We start from the raw sequence: 17,381 nt of genomic DNA on the forward strand, positions 1-17,381 counted from the left end.
CACGATTGAACGGTGTCCACCGACCTGAGCCAGAGCCCTCGAACGTCGCCGCTTTCCGCGGCTGACATCGATGAGGCCGCACGGCGAATTTCGGGCGTGGTCACCCGCAGCCCGCTGCAGCACAGCGATCGGCTCTCCCAGATCACCGGCGCGCAGGTCTACCTCAAGCGGGAGGACCTGCAGAGTGTGCGGTCCTACAAACTGCGCGGCGCCTACAACCTGCTGATGCAACTGTCCGAGCCCGAGCTGCGCGCCGGTGTGGTGTGCGCCTCGGCCGGCAACCACGCCCAGGGTTTCGCGCTGGCCTGCCGCTCGATGGGGGTGCACGGCCGGGTCTACGTGCCGGCCAAGACGCCAAAGCAGAAACGCGACCGGATCCGCTACCACGGCGGGGAGTTCATCGACCTGATCGTGGGCGGGGCCACCTACGACCTGGCCGCGGCCGCCGCCCTCGACGACGTCGCCCGCACCGGAGCCACGCTGGTGCCGCCGTTCGACGACCCGCGCACCATGGCCGGGCAGGGCACCATCGCCGTGGAGATCCTCGACCAGCTCGACGACGAGCCCGACCTGGTGGTCATCCCGGTCGGCGGCGGCGGCTGCATCGCCGGGATCACCACCTACCTGGCCGAGCGGACGACCAGCACCTCGGTGCTCGGTGTCGAGCCAGCCGGGGCAGCCTCGATGATCGCCGCGCTGGCCGCCGGGGGACCGGTGATCCTCGACCACGTCGACCAGTTCGTCGATGGCGCCGCGGTCAAACAGGTGGGCTCGCTGACCTATCAGGCGCTGGCCGCGGCCGGCGACATGGTGTCGGTCACCACCGTCGACGAGGGTGCCATCTGCACGGCCATGCTCGACCTGTACCAGAACGAGGGCATCATCGCCGAGCCGGCCGGGGCGCTGTCGGTGGCCGGCCTGCTCGAAGCCGATGTGGCGCCGGGATCGACGGTGGTGTGCCTGATCTCCGGTGGCAACAACGACGTGTCGCGCTACGGCGAGGTCCTGGAACGCTCGCTGGTGCACCTGGGTCTCAAGCACTACTTCCTGGTCGACTTCCCGCAGGAGCCGGGTGCGCTGCGCCGCTTCCTCGACGAGGTGCTCGGACCAGGCGACGACATCACCCTGTTCGAGTACGTCAAGCGCAACAACCGCGAAACCGGCGAGGCGCTGGTCGGTATTGAACTGGGCTCGGCCGACGGGCTGGATGGGCTGCGGGCCCGGATGGATGTCTCGGGTCTGCACGTCGAAGCGCTGGAACCCGGCTCGCCGGCGTATCGCTACCTGACCTAGGAGCGGGCCACCACGACCGAGTGGCCCGGCAGACCGGTGTTGTCGGGTCCGACGTCGGGCTCGCCCCAGGCCAGTACCGCCTCCCCGGTGACCGGCACCTGGACGGGGTCCTCGCCGAGATTGCAGGCGACGGCAAAATGCCCGCGGCGCATGACGATCCAGCGTTGGTCCTCGTCGTAGTCGACCACCAGGTGGCTCAGCCACGGATCGGCCAGGTCGGGCTCGTGGTGCCGCAGCGCGATCAGCCCGCGGTAGAAGGCCAGCAGCTGTGCGTGCGCGCCCTGTTCGACTTCGTCCCAGTCCAGCTTGGACCGCAGGAACGTCTGCGGATCCTGCGGGTCGGGAACATCGTCGGCGTCCCAGCCGTGGTCGGCGAACTCCGCCTTGCGGCCTTCGGCGGTCGCGATCGCCAGCTCCGGTTCGGGGTGTGAGCTGAAGAACTGGAACGGTCGCGACGACGCCCACTCCTCGCCCATGAAAAGCATTGCGGTATAGGGTGATCCCAGCGCCAGCGCGGCCTTGATGGCCAGCTGCCCGTAGTCCAGGTTCTGCGACGGGCGATCGCCGACCGCCCGGTTGCCGACCTGATCGTGGGTGCAGGTGTAGGCCATCAGCCTGGTCGCGGGGATCAGCGACTTGTCCAGCGGCCGGCCGTGCCTGCGGTGCCGGAACGAGGAGTAGGTGCCGGCGTGGAAGTAGCCGTTGCGCAGTGTGCTGGCCAGGGCGCCCAGGGTGCCGAAATCGGCGTAGTAGCCCTGGCGTTCACCGGATACCGCGGTGTGGATCGCATGGTGGATGTCGTCGTCCCACTGGGCGGTCAACCCGTACCCACCGCGATCACGCGGGGTGATCAACCGCGGATCGTTGAGGTCGCTCTCGGCGATCAGCGACAGTGGCCGGCCCAATACCGCGCAGAGGGCGTCGGTTTCGGCGGACAACTCCTCGAGGATGTGGATCGCGGTGTTGTCGGCCAGCGCGTGCACGGCGTCCAGGCGCAGGCCGTCGGCATGGAAGTCGCGCATCCAGCGCAGCGCGCACTCGATGATGTAGCGGCGCACCTCGTCGGCGTCCGGGCCGGCGACGTTGATGCCCTCGCCCCAGGGGTTGCTCGCCGTGGACAGATATGGTCCGAACTCGGGCAGGTAGTTGCCGGACGGCCCGAGGTGGTTGAACACCGCGTCGATCAGCACGCCGAGTCCGCGGTTGTGGCAGGCCTGGACCAGACGCACCAAACCGTCTGGGCCGCCGTAGGGTTCGTGCACTGCGTACCAGAGCACGCCGTCATAGCCCCAGCCGTGCGGGCCGTTGAAGGCGTTGACCGGCATCAGCTCGACGAAATCGACACCGAGGTCCACCAGGTAGTCGAGTCTGTCGATGGCGGCGTCGAAGGTGCCCGCGTCGGTGAAGGTCCCCACATGCAGCTCGTAGATGACCGAGCCCTCGATCGAGCGGCCCGTCCAGCCCTGGTCGGTCCACCGGACGGCGGCCGGGTCCCATAGCTGGGACCGCTCGTGCACTCCGTCGGGCTGGCGGGGGGAGCGCGGATCGGGCAGGACCGTATCGGCGTCGTCCAGCACGAAGCCGTACCGGGCGTCCGGCGCGCACTCCACCTCGGCGCGCCACCACCCCTCGTCGTTGCGGGCCATGTCGTAGCGCCGGCCCTCGACGTCGAGCCGCACCAGCTTCGGCAGGGGCGCCCATACCGCGAATTCAGGCATCTGATCTCTCCAATAGAACGACCGGCAACTCGGCGAACAGGTCGCCCGCCGGGGTCGGGCCGGTCCAGCGTGCGCCGGTCAGCCGGTCGGTCCAGCTGCCCTCGGGCAGCGGCACGATCGTGTCACCCCAGCCGTCGTGGTGCAGCCGCACCGTCCACCGGGTGGCCGCCACCAGCACGTCCGCACCGCGGCGGAAGGCCACAACGTGCCCGGCCCCGCTGCCGGCCGCCAGCACCGGGACGTAGCCGCCGGACAGGAACGTATCGGGGCGGTCGCGGCGCGCTTGCAAGGCCGCGGTGACCACCCGGATCTTGCTGTGCGACAGGCGTTCCAACTCGGCTCCGCGCGCCGAATAGTCGACCGGCCTGCGGTTGTCCGGGTCGACGAGGCTGTCCTCCCACAGCTCGGTGCCCTGGTAGACATCCGGGATACCGGGAACGGTCAGCGCGAGCAGCTTCTGGCCGAGCGCGTCGCTGTGCGCGTGCGGCTCGAGTTGCACCACCAGCCCGGTCAGCTCGGTGGCGACCGGCCCGTCGAGCACGGCGTCCAGCCAGGCGTGCACGGCGTCCTCGAAGCCGGTGTCCGGGTCGTTCCACGAGGTGTGCCAGGCGGCTTCGCGGATGGCTTTCTCGGTGTAGGCGTGCAGCCGCTCACGCAACTCCGATGTCACCGCCCCGTCGGCCGGCCACACCCCGAAGATGTTCTGCAACAGAAACTGTGCGGTCGCGGCATCCGGTGCGGGGGTCGTGGTCGCCCAGCTGTCGACGAACTCCGCCCACAGCGACGGGACCTGAGACAGCACCCCGATGCGGGCCCGCACGTCCTCGCCGCGCTTGGTGTCGTGGGTGGACAGTGTGGTCATCGATCTCGGCCACAGCTCGGCGCGCACCGCCGCGCTGCGGTGGAACTCGGCGGTGCTCACACCGAAGCGCTCCGGTTCCCCGCCGACCTCGTTGAGCGACACCAACCGCGCATCGCGGTAGAAGTAGCAGTCCTCCACCGACTTGGCGGTCATCGCGCCGCACAGCTGCTGCAGGCGGGCCGCCGGCTCACCGCCGCGGGCCAGCGCCGCCGACACCAGCTCCAGCGGTGCGGCCAACGCCGGCTGGTCGGCGACGGTGTGGGCGATCGCGGTGGACAGCACCGCCGAAAGGTTGAGGTAGTCGCAGCGATACACGCCGATGTGGGTCAGCAACGCGGCCACCGCGTCGGGCAGCTGCGGGTGATCGGCACCCGCGGCGGCCACGATCGACCGGCGCACCCGAGCCAGCTCGCTGGCCAGGGTGGTCGTCGCGGCTCCGATCTTCAACTCGCGCAACAGGTCCGGTGCGGCCACGTAGTCGAATCCAGCCCTGCCCACCAACTCGGTCAGCGCCTGTGCGCCGGTCGGGTCGACGAACACCCCACCCACCTCGCGCAGCACGTCATAGCCGGTGGTGCCGTCGATCGGCAACGCCGGATCCAGCGCCTCGTCGGGCGACAGGATCTTCTCGATCACGATCCAGGCCTGCGGGCCGACCAGTTCGCGCAGCCTAGCCAGGTAGCCGGACGGATCGGTCAGGCCGTCCGGGTGGTCGATGCGGATCCCGTCGACCAGCCCTTCGGTGAACCAGCGGGCCACCTCAGCGTGGCTGGTGTCGAACACCTGCGGGTCTTCCTGGCGCAGACCGGCAAGTGAGGTGATCGAGAAGAACCGCCGGTAGCCGCACACCCCGTTGCGCCAGCCGATCAGCTTGTAGTGCTGCCGGGCGTGTACCTCGGGTCCGCTACCCGCGCCGGTGCCGGGGGCGATCGGGAAGGCGAGGCCGCCGAGCCGCAGGGTGTCGCCGTCCACCGCCAGCTGTGCGACGTCGTCGTCGGAACCCAAGACCGGCAACAGGATTCGGCCGTCGGGATCCAGCTCCCAGTCGATGTCGAAGAATGACGCGAACGCCGATTCGCGTCCGTGGCGCAGCAGATCCCACCACCACGGGTTGCGCTCGGGAGCGTCGACCCCGACATGGTTGGGCACGATGTCGACGATCAGCCCGAGGCCGCGGGCGTTGGCCGCCTCCGCCAGCCGGGCCAGACCGTCGGCACCGCCGAGTTCCTCGGACACGGTGGTCGGATCGGTGACGTCGTAGCCGTGGGCAGAGCCCGGCGCGGCGGTCAGGATGGGCGACAGATACAGGTGGCTGACCCCCAGCCCATCGAGGTAGTCGACCAGTTTTTCGGCGTCGGCGAATGTGAACGCGTCACCCGCGGAAGCGCCGCGCAGTTGCAGGCGATATGTGGACAGCACCGGGTAGGCCATAGCTGTGCCTGTTCCCGCTAGGCGGTCTTTTGAAGCACGAGCACCGATCGAGCGGGCAGGGTCACTTTCTCGCCGGCGGTGACGACCAGATCGGTGCTGCCGGTGGGCTCGGCGGTGGACAGCACCGCGGTCCATTCCTCGGCGTAGTCGCCATCGGGTGTGACGGCGTCGACGGGCTTGCTGTGGGCATTGAAGCAGAGCAGGAACGAGTCGTCGACGACGCGTTCACCGCGAGCGTTCGGGGCGGTGATGGCCTCGCCGTTGAGGAACACCGAGACGAACTTGAATCCCGAGCCCCAATCGTTGTGCGTCATCTCGATCCCGGACGGGGTCAGCCAGGCGATATCGCGCATCTGGTCACCACTGCGGATCGGCTCGCCCTCGAAGAACCGGCGGCGGCGGAACACCGGATGGTTCTTGCGCAGGGCGCTGACCTTACGGGTGAACTCGAGCAGGTCGGCGTTGTCCTCGCGCAGGCTCCAGTCCATCCACGACAGCGGCGAGTCCTGGCAGTAGACGTTGTTGTTGCCTTGCTGGGTCCGGCCGATCTCATCGCCGTGGGCGATCATCGGGGTGCCCTGGGAGAGCATCAGAGTGGCCACGATGTTGCGCATCTGCTGGTGGCGCAGCGCCACGATGTCCGGGTCGTCGGTCGGGCCTTCCACACCGCAGTTCCACGAGCGGTTGTGGCTTTCGCCGTCGCGGTTGTCCTCACCGTTGGCCTCGTTGTGCTTCTCGTTGTAGGAGACCAAGTCGGCCAGGGTGAAACCGTCGTGGCAGGTGACGAAGTTGATGCTGGCACTGGGCCGCCGGCCGGTGGCCTCGTAGAGATCCGATGAGCCGGTCAGGCGGGAGGCGAACTCGCCCAGGGTGGCGGGCTCCCCGCGCCAGTAGTCGCGCACCGTGTCGCGGTACTTGCCGTTCCACTCGGTCCACAGGCCGGGAAAATTGCCGACCTGATAGCCGCCCTCGCCGACGTCCCACGGTTCGGCGATCAGCTTCACCTGGCTGATCACCGGATCCTGCTGGACCAGATCGAAGAACGCCGACAGGCGATCGACGTCGTAGAACTCGCGGGCCAGCGTCGAGGCCAGGTCGAAACGGAATCCGTCGACGTGCATCTCCAGCACCCAATAGCGCAGCGAATCCATGATCAGCTGCAGGGTGTGCGGGTGGCGGGCATTGAGGCTGTTGCCGGTGCCGGTGAAGTCCTTGTAGAACCGCTTGTCGTCATCGAGCAGCCGGTAGTAGGCGGCGTTGTCGATGCCGCGGAAGTTGATCGTCGGACCCAGGTGGTTGCCCTCGGCGGTGTGGTTGTAGACCACATCGAGAATCACCTCGATGCCCGCCTCGTGGAACGAGCGCACCATGGTCTTGAACTCGGCGACCGCACCGCCGGCGTGCTGGGTGGCGGCGTACTGATAGTGCGGGGCGAAAAAGCCGAAGGTGTTGTAACCCCAGTAATTTCGCAGGCCGAGGTCCAGCAGCCGGTGGTCGTGCAGGAACTGATGTACCGGCATCAGTTCGATAGCGGTGACGTTGATGCTCTTGAGATGCTCGATCACCGCGGGGTGCCCCAGCCCGGCGTAGGTACCGCGCAGCTCCTCGGGGATGCCGGGGTGGGTTTGGGTCATGCCCTTGACATGGGCTTCGTAGATGATCGTCTCGTGGTACGGGGTGCGCGGCGGGTGATCGGAGCCCCAGTGGAAGAACGGGTTGATCACCACGCTGGTCATGGTGTGGCCCAGCGAGTCGACCATCGGCGGGGTACCGCCGGTGGCCAGGTCCTCGGCGCCCAGGTCATAGGAGTACAGCGCCTGGGTGAACTCGAAGTCACCGTGGAACGACTTGCCGTACGGGTCGAGCAGCAGTTTGCTGGGGTCGCAGCGGTGGCCGGCGGCCGGATCCCACGGGCCGTGGACTCGGAACCCGTAGCGCTGCCCCGGGGTGATCGTGGGCAGGTAGGCGTGCCAGACGAAGCCGTCGACCTCGTCGAGTTCGATGCGGGTCTCGGTGCCGTCCTTGGCGATCAGGCACAGCTCGACCTTGTCGGCCACCTCCGAGAACAGCGAGAAATTCGTGCCTGCGCCGTCATAGGTGGCCCCGAGCGGGTAGGGGGTGCCTGGCCACACGGTGGTCAGCGTTGGTTCGCTCGATGACATCTCTCGACCTTATCGACGTGGGAAGCGGGACGCGCGGGTTGTCACCACCAGCCGGTCGCGGGACCCATCTGCCGAGCCAGCTCCGGGATCAGCGTGCGCATATAGGTCGCGGACAGGTGGTGAGAATCGTGGTAAAGCAGCACATTTCCCTCCACCGCGCGGCACCAGTCGGGTCGGCACACCGCATCGCTGAGGTCCAGGACCCTCATCAGCGGAAACTGGCCGAGGAAGTCCAGGGTCTGGTTGCGGTCGGAGAGCACCTCGGATCGTTTGATGCCGCATGACACCGCATCGCCGCCCTTTGCCAGGCAGTCCGACGGGAAGAACGGCTGGCCGTTGCGCACCAGCCATGGGGTGTCTCGCATGGCCAGGATCGGAATGTTGTTGTCCGAGAGGGTTTTCCATATGCCGATGTAGGTGGCGGGCATGACGTCGCCGGGCTTGATGTTCCACGGCCGGGTCGAGGTGGTGAACACGAAACTGGGGTGGTCGCTGATCAGCTTCGCCATCACCCGCTGGTTCCAGGTGTGGCACTGCGGGTAGGGCCGGTTGTCGCCCATCACCAGTGGGGTCTGCTCGGTGGTCAGCGGGCAGCCCATCTTCAGGTAGGTCACGATCTTGAAGTGGTGGATCTTGCCCAGCACGTCCAGCGCGGTGATCCAGTGTTCGGCGTGTGACCCACCGGCCAGCGCGATGGTCCGCGTCGCGGCCGGGTCGCCGTAGGTGCAGTTGATGACGCCGACGTTGTCGAAATCACTGATGCAGCCGTCGTTGGTCGACTCGGGTAGGTCGTTCTGGGCCTCCAGCACGGTGGGCCGCATCGGCAGTTTGGGGACGCGGGCGTGCTCGGTCAGGGCCCGGGCGCCCGGATAGCCGACGGGGGATAGGGTGGCCAGTTCCTTGCCGTTGGCCCGCTGCACGGTCACGTGCTCGCGCCAGGTGAACGACGTCGCGGTCAGCGCCACCCCGAGCAGGCCGACCGTGGTGCCCAGGGCGATGGTGGGCCGGCGCAGTCGGGTGCGCCAGGGGATGGCGACCGGTTGGGGTGCCACCGCGGCCGTAGACCGCCGATAGCGCAGCGGCTCTTCGATGAACCGCATGGTCAGGTAGGCCAGCACAGCGGAGATCGCCAGGATTGCGGCGCCGTCGAGGAAGCCGGCGTGGGCTTCACCGGTGAACGCTAGCCAGAAGATCAGCAGTGGCCAATGCCACAGGTATAGCGAGTAGGCCATCGCACCGAGCGTCACCAGCGGAGCGGCGGCCAGCAGCCGGCTCGGCAGCGGCAGCCGGTCGCTGGTCGACGGATGCGCCTGCCGGTTGGCCGCCGCCAGGATCATCAGCACGGTGGCGCCGACCGGCACCAGCGCCCACGGGCCGGGGAACTCGTTGACGCCGTCGATGAGCGCACCGCAGGAGGCGATGACCGCCAGCCCGACTGCGGCCAGCACGGTGCGCAGCCACATCGGCCACCGGACGTAGGGCACCAGCGCGCCGATCAGGGCGCCGAGCAGCAACTCCCAGGCGCGGGCGAAGCTGTTGTAGTAGGCGCTGGTCTGATCGGCGCTGTGGGCGAAGATGGCAAAGACGAATGACGCCACCGTCAAGGCGGTCAGCAACGCCACAAATGTCGCCCGCAGCCGGGAACCCAGGCGGCGGCGCAGCAGGTGGGCAAACCCGAAGACAAGGATCAGGAACGTGATGTAGAACTGTCCCTGAACAGACATCGACCAGATGTGCTGCAGCGGAGAGACCGCTTCACCGGCGCGGAGGTAGTTGGACGCGGTCGCCGACAGTTCCCAGTTCTGGTAGTAGCCGAGGCTGGCCAGGCTCTGATCAGCAAACGTTTCCCAGCGGGTCTCCGGCTGCACCAGAATGGTGAGGACGGCGGCCGCGGCAAGCACCACCACGAGCGCGGGTAAAAGGCGCCGGACCAGTCGAAGGATCTCCGGCCAGGGGGACAGCGAGGAATCCGGGTTCAGCGCGGTGCGCAACAGCGAACCGCCGAAGAAGAATCCGGACAGCACCAGGAATACGTCGACGCCACCGGAGACGCGGCCGAACCAGATATGGAACATGGCCACGAGTGCGATCGCGACACCGCGCAGACCGTCGAGGTCGTGGCGGTAGAACCCGGACTTGCGTGACCCCAGTTCCGCGCGTTGCGCAGCACCCGTACCGGTCGGGACCGACGGACGGGTCGGGGTGAGGGTCAACATGATCGAGTCACAATCTACCCAATTCCGCTATGCAGCTCATCTCCAGCGAACCGTCAGGCCCGGGTCGCGATCGCGGTGAGCAAAGCCGCGGCGGACCGGGGCGGTGGCGGGGCCGACCTCGATTACGCTGACTCCACGTGTCGGCGTTGACCCCTGAACAGATCGGTGCGATCGATGCCGCGCACATTTGGCACCCGTACAGCACGATCGGCGCCGAGGCGATGGCCCCGGTGGTCGCCGTCGGCGCGCACGGCGCCTGGCTGACCCTGGTGCGCGACGGCGCGCAGGTCCGGGTGCTCGATGCGATGGCGTCCTGGTGGACAGCGGTGCACGGACACGGACATCCGGTCCTCGACGCGGCGCTGACCCGCCAGCTCTCCGAGCTCAACCACGTCATGTTCGGTGGGTTGACCCACGAGCCGGCCGCGCGGCTGGCCCAGCTGCTGGTCGATATCACCCCGCCCGGGCTGGACACCGTGTTCTTCTCCGACTCCGGCTCGGTGGCCGTCGAGGTCGCGGTGAAGATGGCACTGCAGTATTGGCGCAGCCTGGGCCGGTTCGGCAAGCACCGCATGATGACCTGGCGCGGCGGCTATCACGGCGACACGTTCACCCCGATGAGCGTCTGCGACCCCGACGGCGGCATGCACGCGCTGTGGACCGACGTGCTGGCCCCGCAGGTGTTCGCCCCGCCGGTGCCGTCGCGCTACGACCCGGCCTACGTGGCGGCGTTCGAGGCGCAGCTGGTGGAGCATGCCGACGAGCTGGCCGCCGTGATCGTCGAACCAGTGGTGCAGGGTGCCGGCGGCATGCGCTTCCACGACCCGCGCTACCTGTCCGACCTGCGCGCGATGTGCGACCGCGCCGACGTGCTGCTGATCTTCGACGAGATCGCTACCGGGTTCGGGCGCACCGGTGAGATGTTCGCGGCCGATCACGCCGGCGTCAGTCCGGACATCATGTGCGTCGGCAAGGCGTTGACCGGCGGGTACGTCACGCTGGCGGCGACGCTGTGCACGCTGGGCATCGCGCAGACGATCAGCGGCAGCGACGCGGGCGCCCTCATGCACGGCCCAACGTTCATGGCCAACGCGCTGGCGTGCGCGGTGTCGGTGGCCTCGGTGGAATTGCTGCTCGCCCAGGACTGGCGCGGCCGGGTCGCCGAGATCGGCGCGGGACTGACCGAGGGCCTGCACCCCGCGCGGGCCCTACCCGGGGTCTCCGATGTCCGCGTCTGCGGCGCGATCGGTGTGATCGAGATGCACCAGCCCGTCGACCTGACGATCGCCACCCCGGTCGCCATGGACAACGGCGTCTGGCTGCGCCCGTTCCGCAATCTGATCTACGCCATGCCGCCGTTCATCTGCACTCCCGGCGAGATAGCCCAGATCACCTCGGCGATGGTCGCCGTCGCCCGTGCACTAACCTGAACAGTGTTCAAGTCCCCCGCAGAGGAGCGCCTGTGACCCGCGTAGGTCTTTCACCGCTGGCCTGGCTCGACGCCGTCGAGCAGCAGCGCCGGCAGGCCGGCCTACGCCGCTCGCTTCGGGTACGGCCGGCGGTGGCCACCGAACTCGATCTGGCCTCCAACGACTACCTCGGCCTGTCGCAGCATCCCGCGGTCATCGACGGTGGCGTGGCCGCGCTGCGCACCTGGGGTGCCGGCTCGACCGGTTCGCGGCTGGTCACCGGCAACACCGAACTGCACGAGGAATTCGAAACGGCGATGGCCGAGTTCGTCGGCGCCGAAGCGGGCCTGGTGTTCTCCTCGGGCTACGCCGCCAATATCGGCGCGGTCGTCGCACTGTCGGGGCCGGGCTCCCTGGTGGTCTCCGATGCTCTCTCGCATGCCTCCCTGGTCGACGCCTGCCGGTTGTCGCGGGCCCGGGTGGTCGTCGCGCCGCACAACGACGTCGACGCTGTAGAGGCCGCGCTGGCCGCCCGCGGCGAAGAGCGTGCGCTGGTCATCACCGAGTCGGTGTTCAGCACCGACGGCGCGCTGGCGCCGCTGCGACGCTTACACGAGGTGTGCCGTCGGCACCGGGCGGTGTTGCTGGTCGACGAGGCTCACGGACTCGGCGTGCGCGGTGCAGGGGGGCGCGGCCTGATCCACGAGGCCGGTTTGGCCGGGGCGCCGGACGTGGTGATGACCACCACCATGTCGAAGTCGCTGGGCAGCCAAGGCGGCCTGGTGCTCGGGCCCGCCGCGGTGCGCGACCACCTCATCGACGCCGCGCGCACGATGATCTTCGACACCGGCCTCGCCCCGGCCGCCGTCGGCGCGGCGCTGGCCGCGCTGCGAGTGCTGGCCGACGAGCCGTCCCGGGCCGCCGCGGTGATCGAGCGGGCCCGCCAGCTCGCCGAGATCTGCGACGTTCCCGAAGCGCCCGAGTCGGCGGTGGTGTCGGTCATCCTCGGCGATCCGGAGATCGCGGTGGCCGCGGCGGCCGCGTGCCTCGACGCCGGTGTGCGGGTGGGCTGTTTCCGCCCGCCTTCGGTGCCTGCGGGCACGTCGCGGCTGCGGCTGACCGCCCGGGCGTCGCTCACCGATCTGGAGATGGACACCGCGCGCGACGTTCTGACCGCCGTTCTGTCCGGGCCGTCGCGATGAGCGTCCTGGTCATCACCGGAACGAACACCGGCGTCGGCAAGACCGTCGCGACCGCGGTGCTGGCCTGCCACGCCCGGGTGAACGGGCACGACGTGGCGGTGTGCAAGCCCGTGCAGACCGGAACCGCGGAGGGCGATGACGATCTGGCCGAGATCGGTCGGCTCGCCGGGGTGACCGAACTGGTCGGCGGGGCCCGATACCCGCAGCCGCTGGCCCCGGCGGCCGCCGCCGAACTCGCCGGCCTGCCGCTGCCGAGCGCCGACGAGCTGCTGGAGGCCATTCGCGCCGTCGATCGGCCCGGCCGGCTGACGCTGGTCGAGGGCGCGGGGGGGCTGCTGGTGGAGCTCGCCGCGGGCGGGGTGACGCTGCGCGACCTGGCGGTGGCGCTGTCCGCGCCGGTGCTGATCGTCACCGAGGCCGCGCTCGGCACCCTCAACCACACCGCGCTGACGCTGGAAGGCCTTGCTGCCAAGGGTGTTCCGTGCGCCGGCCTGGTGATCGGCAGCTGGCCGGCGCAGCCGGGCGCCGCCGAGAAGTCCAACCGTGACGCGTTGGCCCGGCTGGGTGCGGTGCGCGCCGCGCTGCCATCCGGTGTCGCCGCGGTGTCGCCGGTTGATTTCGAGCTGTTCAGTGCGCGGGCGTTCGACCCGGATTGGGTCGCCGGCCTGATCTGAGATGGCCCATTCGGTTGAGCTGCTCCTCGACGATCGCGGCGAGACCGCGATCCGGCAGCTGTGGCAGGCCCTGGCCGCGGCCGGGCTGCCCAGCCAGCTGCGGGTGCAGTCCGAGACCAACCGTCCGCACATCACGCTGGTCGCCGCCGAACGGATCGCCCCTGCCGTCGACGGCCGGCTGGCTGGGCTGGTCGACGACTTTCCCCTGCGTGCCCCGCTGGGAGCCCCGCTGGTCTTCGGTGGCGGGCGCCTGACTCTGGCCCGCCTGGTCGTCGCCTCGAAGACCCTGCTGGCCCTGCACGACGAGATCTACGGACTGTGCCGGCCGTTCGTGTCGGGCCTGTTCGCCCACAGCCGGCCCGGCAACTGGACCCCGCATGTCACGCTGGGGCGGCGGTTCACCCCGGCCGAGGTCGGGGAGGCGTTGGCCCGGGTCGACGGGATCACCGCCGACATCGAGGCGACCGTGGTTGGGTTGCGCCGCTGGGACGGCGACGCGCGGGTCGAGCGCCTCGTGGTCAGCTGAGCCGGTCGTCGCTCAACGCGCGCTGCGCGGCCAGCCCGTCGGTGAGTAGCCGCAGGCCAAAGGCGAATCCGGCCGACGGCTGCGCGGACAGCGCCGACTGGTGTTCGGGCAGGGCGGCACCGGCGGCATCCCATTGCAGCCGGGACTGCTCGTCGGCGGTGGCGCCGAGCACGTAGTGCAGCACGGTGCGGGCGGCCTGCATCCGGTGCTCGTCGTCGACACCGGCCTCGCCGGCCGCCTCGGCCAGGACGGCCAGGATCTGTTCGACGGCGCGGGACTGGCCGGCGGCGAAGCTGGCCGAGACCAGCTCGGCCCCGTCGGTGTGGGACAGCAACGCGTCCCGCAGGGCCCGGCACACCCCGTCGATGCGTTCCCGCCAGCTGGCGGTGGACAGGTCCGCGCAGGCCGGTGACAGAACCTGATCGGCGACCGCGCCGAGTAACTCCTGCTTGTTGGCGAAATGCCAGTACAACGCGCCGGGGGTGACGGCGAGTTCGCGCGCCAGCCGGCGCATGGTCAGATCGGCGATCCCGTAGTCGTCCAGGATCGCCGCGGCCTTGGCGACCACGTCGCGTTTGTGCAGCTGCACGCGGTTACTCTAACCTGAACACTGTTCAAGTTCGACCATCTCAGGAGGACCGCGGGTGACCCAGGCAGCTGTGGACGTATTGGCACTGGCCCGGGAGCAGGTGCTCGAGCGCGGCGAAGGCCTGTCCCGTGATCAGGTGTTGGAGGTGCTGCAGCTTTCCGACGACCGGCTCGACGAGCTGCTGGCGCTGGCCCATGAGGTGCGCATGCGCTGGTGCGGCCCGGAGGTCGAGGTCGAGGGCATCATCAGCCTGAAAACCGGTGGCTGCCCGGAGGATTGCCACTTCTGCTCGCAGTCGGGCCTGTTCGCCTCACCGGTGCGCAGTGCCTGGTTGGACATCCCGAGCCTGGTCGAGGCCGCCAAGCAGACTGCGAAATCCGGCGCCACCGAGTTCTGCATCGTGGCGGCCGTACGCGGACCCGACGAGCGGCTGCTGGCGCAGGTGGCCGCCGGTATCGAGGCCATCCGCAACGAGGTCGAGATCCACATCGCCTGCTCGCTGGGCATGCTCACCCAGGAGCAGGTCGACCGGCTCGCCGAGATGGGTGTGCACCGCTACAACCACAACCTCGAAACCGCGAAGTCGTTCTTCCCCAACGTGGTCACCACCCACACCTGGGAGGAGCGCTGGGGCACCCTGCAGATGGTGCGTGATGCCGGCATGGAGGTGTGCTGCGGCGGCATCCTCGGGATGGGCGAGACGCTGGAGCAGCGCGCCGAATTCGCCGCGAACCTGGCCGAACTCGATCCGCACGAGGTGCCGCTGAACTTCCTGAACCCGCGGCCCGGAACGCCGTTCGGCGATCTCGAGGTGTTGCCCGCCGCCGAGGCGCTCAAGGCGGTGGCCGCCTTCCGCCTGGCGCTGCCGCGCACCATGCTGCGGTTTGCCGGCGGTCGCGAGATCACCCTCGGCGACCTGGGCGCCAAGCAGGGCATCCTTGGCGGCATCAATGCCGTGATCGTCGGGAATTACCTGACCACGCTGGGCCGGCCGGCTGAGGCGGACCTCGAATTGCTCGAGGATCTGCAGATGCCGATCAAGGCCCTCAACGCCAGCCTGTAGCCCGATCATCTGTACAAAGGGCAAGGTGATGGTCGAACAGCTGCCCGCACCGGTAGGTGCCGGGGTCTACAACGTCTACACCGGCGCCGCCGCCGGCAGTGTGGTGCCCACGGCGGCGCAGCTGGGACTCGAGCCGCCGCGGTTCTGTGCGGAGTGCGGCCGCCGGATGGTGGTGCAGGTTCGGCCGGACGGCTGGTGGGCTAAATGTTCCCGGCACGGTCGGGTCGACTCCCACGACCTCGAGGCGCAGCGATGATCCCGGCTGCCCAGCCGCGGCTGTCTCGGCGGCGTGCGGCGGTGTTCGTCGTTGCCGGGCTCGCACTCATGGGCGCGCTGGTGGGGGTGCTGTGGTCCTGGATGGCCCCGCCCGCGCATGCGGTGGTCGCCCTGACCAAGTCCGGGCAGCGCGTGCAGGCGTACCTGGGCAGCGAGTCCGACCATCTGTTCGTCGCGCCGGCGATGCTGATCGGGCTGTTGACGTCGCTGGCCGTCGTGGCCGCCGTGCTGGTGTGGCAGTGGCGGGCCCATCGCGGGCCGGTCATCGCGACGGCGCTCTGGCTCGGCCTGGTCGCCGCCGCGGCGGCGGCGTCCGGCATCGGTGCAGCGCTGGTGCACTGGCACTACGGGGCTAACCCCTTTGACACCGCCCCGGTGACGCCGCAGAACCGGGTCTTCTACTACTCCGAGGCGCCGCCGGCGTTCTTCGCGCACGGCCCGCTGCAGATCGCGACGACGCTATTGTTCCCGGCCGCGATCGGAGCGCTGGTCTATGCGCTGATGGCGGTGGCCACCCCCCGTGACGACCTGGGTGCCTGGCCGCCGCTGGAACACGCACCGCTGCGCGTCCCGACCTGATCAGAGCGGGCGGAACGGAACCCGGCCGCCGGACATGACCCGGGCCACGATTCCACCGAGGCGCCACATCCCGGCATAGGTCATCGGGTTGAGCAGCGTCGGCCACGTGGTCCGCACGATGTGCTCGTCGATCGGCCGGCCGGCGAAGCGGTCGGTCAACCAGCGCAGCGTCATCGGCGCCGACATCGGGTGCAGCAGCATGTGCTCGCTGAACATGTCCCGGTGATAGGTGACCTGCGCCCCGCCTGACGAATAGGTGTGCGCCAGGTTGTCGATGTCCTCGACGGCGATCACCGAGTCGTGCACCGCCTGGACGATCAGCAGCGGGGGAGTGGGGACCGCCCCGCCGAGTTTGATCTCGTCGAACACGTACTGCACCTCGGGCATCGCCAGCACCTCGTCCAGCGGCGGGCGCACCAGATGGTCCATGTCGGTCTTGAACAGCCGGATGATGGCCTCGACAGTGGTCATTCGCTCCAGCCGGCGAAGCAGCGCCAGGCCGTCCTCGGTGGCGTGTTCCTCGATGACCCGGTTCAGCTCCGGGTAGGTCTTGGTCAGCGCCGATACCACCAGCGCGGGCAGTGCCGCCAGGTAGGAGCCGTTGAGCCGGCGGAACGTGTTGCCCAGGTCGCCGACCGGCGAGCCGAGCACGGCGCCGACGATGTTGAGTTCCGGGGCGTAGTCGGCGTGGACCTGGGCGGCCCACGCGCTGGCCAGCCCGCCGCCGGAGTAGCCCCACAGGCCGATCTGGCTGTCGCCGGAGAGCCCGAACGACTCGAAGCTCAGCGCCGCACGTAGGCCGTCCAGGACGAAGTAGCCGGGTTCCTGCGGGGCGCCCCACATCCCGTCGGGACCTTCGTGGTCGGGAACCGAGACGACCCAGCCCTCGGCCAGGGCCGCGGCAATCAGCAGGTATTCCAGCTGCGCCAGGGAGCCGACGGCCTTGGCGCGCCGGCGCAGCGCATACGACGGGAAGCAACGCGAGGTCAGCGCGTCGATCGCGCACTGGTAGGACACCACGTTGCGAACCTGGTCGGGGGAATGGCCGGCGGGCAGCAACACCGTCGTAACGGTGGTCTGCGGCAATCCGTTCAGGTCGGTGGTGCGGAAGAGGAGTTGGGTGGCCCGGACGCGCTGGGGGATCAGTCCCAGAAATCCGAGTTCGACGTCGCGGGAGCGCAACACGGTGCCCGGCTCGGCGTGTTCGAAGCCCGCGGGTGCCTCGTAGAACGGATCTCGTGCCGGCAGCACAGGACGCGCGCCGCGCTCGAGCTCCTCGTGCGGGGCGGCGCCGATCCATTCGGGACTTGGGGTCCCGACGGCACTTTGCGGGTTCATCGCTCCCTTCATACCTTAAGAAGGGTCTAAGAATCCAGTCGGC

General features: G+C 69.2%; 14 protein-coding genes. 8 read left to right on the plus strand and 6 right to left on the minus strand.

Annotation, left to right across the window (positions count from 1 at the left end; all coding sequences use genetic code 11):
- The first annotated feature begins 12 nt into the window (after positions 1 to 12).
- Positions 13 to 1,293 carry a threonine ammonia-lyase IlvA gene (ilvA, locus tag ADBZ9K_RS02530; protein ID WP_526618304.1) on the plus strand — a complete coding sequence of 427 codons (1,281 nt, stop codon included), beginning with the start codon at positions 13 to 15 and terminating at the stop codon, positions 1,291 to 1,293.
- Here ilvA and treZ read toward each other — a convergent pair.
- Genes treZ through sucT form a run of 4 tightly spaced genes read right to left on the minus strand, consistent with a single transcriptional unit; the run spans position 1,290 to position 9,682 of the window.
- Positions 1,290 to 3,011, minus strand: a complete 1,722-nt coding sequence (gene treZ / locus ADBZ9K_RS02535) for a malto-oligosyltrehalose trehalohydrolase (protein WP_526618306.1) — start codon at positions 3,009 to 3,011, stop codon at positions 1,290 to 1,292. The two genes, ilvA and treZ, sit on opposite strands and share 4 nt — an antisense overlap.
- Positions 3,004 to 5,304 carry a malto-oligosyltrehalose synthase gene (treY, locus tag ADBZ9K_RS02540; protein ID WP_526618307.1) on the minus strand — a complete coding sequence of 767 codons (2,301 nt, stop codon included), beginning with the start codon at positions 5,302 to 5,304 and terminating at the stop codon, positions 3,004 to 3,006. Before treY ends, treZ begins: the two co-directional genes overlap by 8 nt.
- Positions 5,305 to 5,321: 17 nt before the next feature.
- The gene (gene glgX, locus ADBZ9K_RS02545) at positions 5,322 to 7,466 is read right to left on the minus strand and encodes a glycogen debranching protein GlgX (RefSeq protein WP_526618308.1); all 2,145 of its coding nucleotides are present in this window, start codon (positions 7,464 to 7,466) and stop codon (positions 5,322 to 5,324) included.
- 41 nt (positions 7,467 to 7,507) lie between these two features.
- Entirely contained in the window at positions 7,508 to 9,682 is a 2,175-nt protein-coding gene (sucT, locus tag ADBZ9K_RS02550) for an acetyltransferase SucT (protein ID WP_526618309.1), read from the minus strand.
- Positions 9,683 to 9,819: 137 nt separating this feature from the next.
- Here sucT and bioA point away from each other — a divergent pair, with 137 nt between their 5' ends.
- Genes bioA through ADBZ9K_RS02570 form a run of 4 tightly spaced genes read left to right on the plus strand, consistent with a single transcriptional unit; the run spans position 9,820 to position 13,493 of the window.
- Positions 9,820 to 11,112 (plus strand): adenosylmethionine--8-amino-7-oxononanoate transaminase, encoded by a 1,293-nt coding sequence (gene bioA / locus ADBZ9K_RS02555; RefSeq protein ID WP_526618310.1) that lies wholly within the window; start codon positions 9,820 to 9,822, stop codon positions 11,110 to 11,112.
- A 32-nt stretch (positions 11,113 to 11,144) separates the two neighbouring features.
- Positions 11,145 to 12,293: an 8-amino-7-oxononanoate synthase gene (gene bioF / locus ADBZ9K_RS02560; protein ID WP_526618311.1), complete on the plus strand. Its 1,149-nt coding sequence runs from the start codon at positions 11,145 to 11,147 to the stop codon at positions 12,291 to 12,293.
- Positions 12,290 to 12,967, plus strand: a complete 678-nt coding sequence (bioD, locus tag ADBZ9K_RS02565; RefSeq protein ID WP_526618312.1) for a dethiobiotin synthase — start codon at positions 12,290 to 12,292, stop codon at positions 12,965 to 12,967. Before bioF ends, bioD begins: the two co-directional genes overlap by 4 nt.
- A 1-nt stretch (position 12,968) precedes the next feature.
- On the plus strand, positions 12,969 to 13,493 hold the full coding sequence (locus tag ADBZ9K_RS02570) for a 2'-5' RNA ligase family protein (RefSeq protein ID WP_526618314.1): 525 nt from the start codon (positions 12,969 to 12,971) through the stop codon (positions 13,491 to 13,493).
- Here the strand turns inward: ADBZ9K_RS02570 and ADBZ9K_RS02575 are convergent.
- The gene (locus tag ADBZ9K_RS02575) at positions 13,486 to 14,082 is read right to left on the minus strand and encodes a TetR/AcrR family transcriptional regulator (RefSeq protein WP_526618315.1); all 597 of its coding nucleotides are present in this window, start codon (positions 14,080 to 14,082) and stop codon (positions 13,486 to 13,488) included. The two genes, ADBZ9K_RS02570 and ADBZ9K_RS02575, sit on opposite strands and share 8 nt — an antisense overlap.
- A gap of 55 nt (positions 14,083 to 14,137) precedes the next feature.
- Between ADBZ9K_RS02575 and bioB the strand changes: the two genes are divergently transcribed.
- From bioB to ADBZ9K_RS02590, 3 genes are read left to right on the plus strand one after another with little or no spacing between them, the layout of a single operon-like run.
- Positions 14,138 to 15,145, plus strand: a complete 1,008-nt coding sequence (gene bioB / locus ADBZ9K_RS02580) for a biotin synthase BioB (protein ID WP_526618316.1) — start codon at positions 14,138 to 14,140, stop codon at positions 15,143 to 15,145.
- A gap of 28 nt (positions 15,146 to 15,173) precedes the next feature.
- Positions 15,174 to 15,401 carry a biotin synthase auxiliary protein BsaP gene (bsaP, locus tag ADBZ9K_RS02585; protein WP_526620672.1) on the plus strand — a complete coding sequence of 76 codons (228 nt, stop codon included), beginning with the start codon at positions 15,174 to 15,176 and terminating at the stop codon, positions 15,399 to 15,401.
- A complete protein-coding gene (locus ADBZ9K_RS02590; protein WP_526618318.1) occupies positions 15,398 to 16,000 on the plus strand; it encodes a DUF2567 domain-containing protein in 603 nt (200 codons plus the stop codon). Before bsaP ends, ADBZ9K_RS02590 begins: the two co-directional genes overlap by 4 nt.
- Here ADBZ9K_RS02590 and ADBZ9K_RS02595 read toward each other — a convergent pair whose 3' ends face one another.
- Entirely contained in the window at positions 16,001 to 17,338 is a 1,338-nt protein-coding gene (locus ADBZ9K_RS02595; RefSeq protein WP_526618319.1) for a lipase family protein, read from the minus strand.
- Positions 17,339 to 17,381 lie beyond the last annotated feature (43 nt).

The organism is Mycobacterium sp., from assembly GCF_965229265.1.
Lineage (GTDB): Bacteria > Actinomycetota > Actinomycetes > Mycobacteriales > Mycobacteriaceae > Mycobacterium.

Bases quoted from the DNA above. Each gene is read 5' to 3' on its own strand.
- treZ (WP_526618306.1), bottom strand. From the start codon at position 3,011: ATGCCTGAATTCGCGGTATGGGCGCCCCTGCCGAAGCTGGTGCGGCTC.
- treY (WP_526618307.1), bottom strand. From the start codon at position 5,304: ATGGCCTACCCGGTGCTGTCCACATATCGCCTGCAACTGCGCGGCGCT.
- glgX (WP_526618308.1), bottom strand. From the start codon at position 7,466: ATGTCATCGAGCGAACCAACGCTGACCACCGTGTGGCCAGGCACCCCC.
- sucT (WP_526618309.1), bottom strand. From the start codon at position 9,682: ATGTTGACCCTCACCCCGACCCGTCCGTCGGTCCCGACCGGTACGGGT.
- bioD (WP_526618312.1), top strand. From the start codon at position 12,290: ATGAGCGTCCTGGTCATCACCGGAACGAACACCGGCGTCGGCAAGACC.
- ADBZ9K_RS02570 (WP_526618314.1), top strand. From the start codon at position 12,969: ATGGCCCATTCGGTTGAGCTGCTCCTCGACGATCGCGGCGAGACCGCG.
- bsaP (WP_526620672.1), top strand. From the start codon at position 15,174: ATGGTCGAACAGCTGCCCGCACCGGTAGGTGCCGGGGTCTACAACGTC.
- ADBZ9K_RS02590 (WP_526618318.1), top strand. From the start codon at position 15,398: ATGATCCCGGCTGCCCAGCCGCGGCTGTCTCGGCGGCGTGCGGCGGTG.
- ADBZ9K_RS02595 (WP_526618319.1), bottom strand. From the start codon at position 17,338: ATGAACCCGCAAAGTGCCGTCGGGACCCCAAGTCCCGAATGGATCGGC.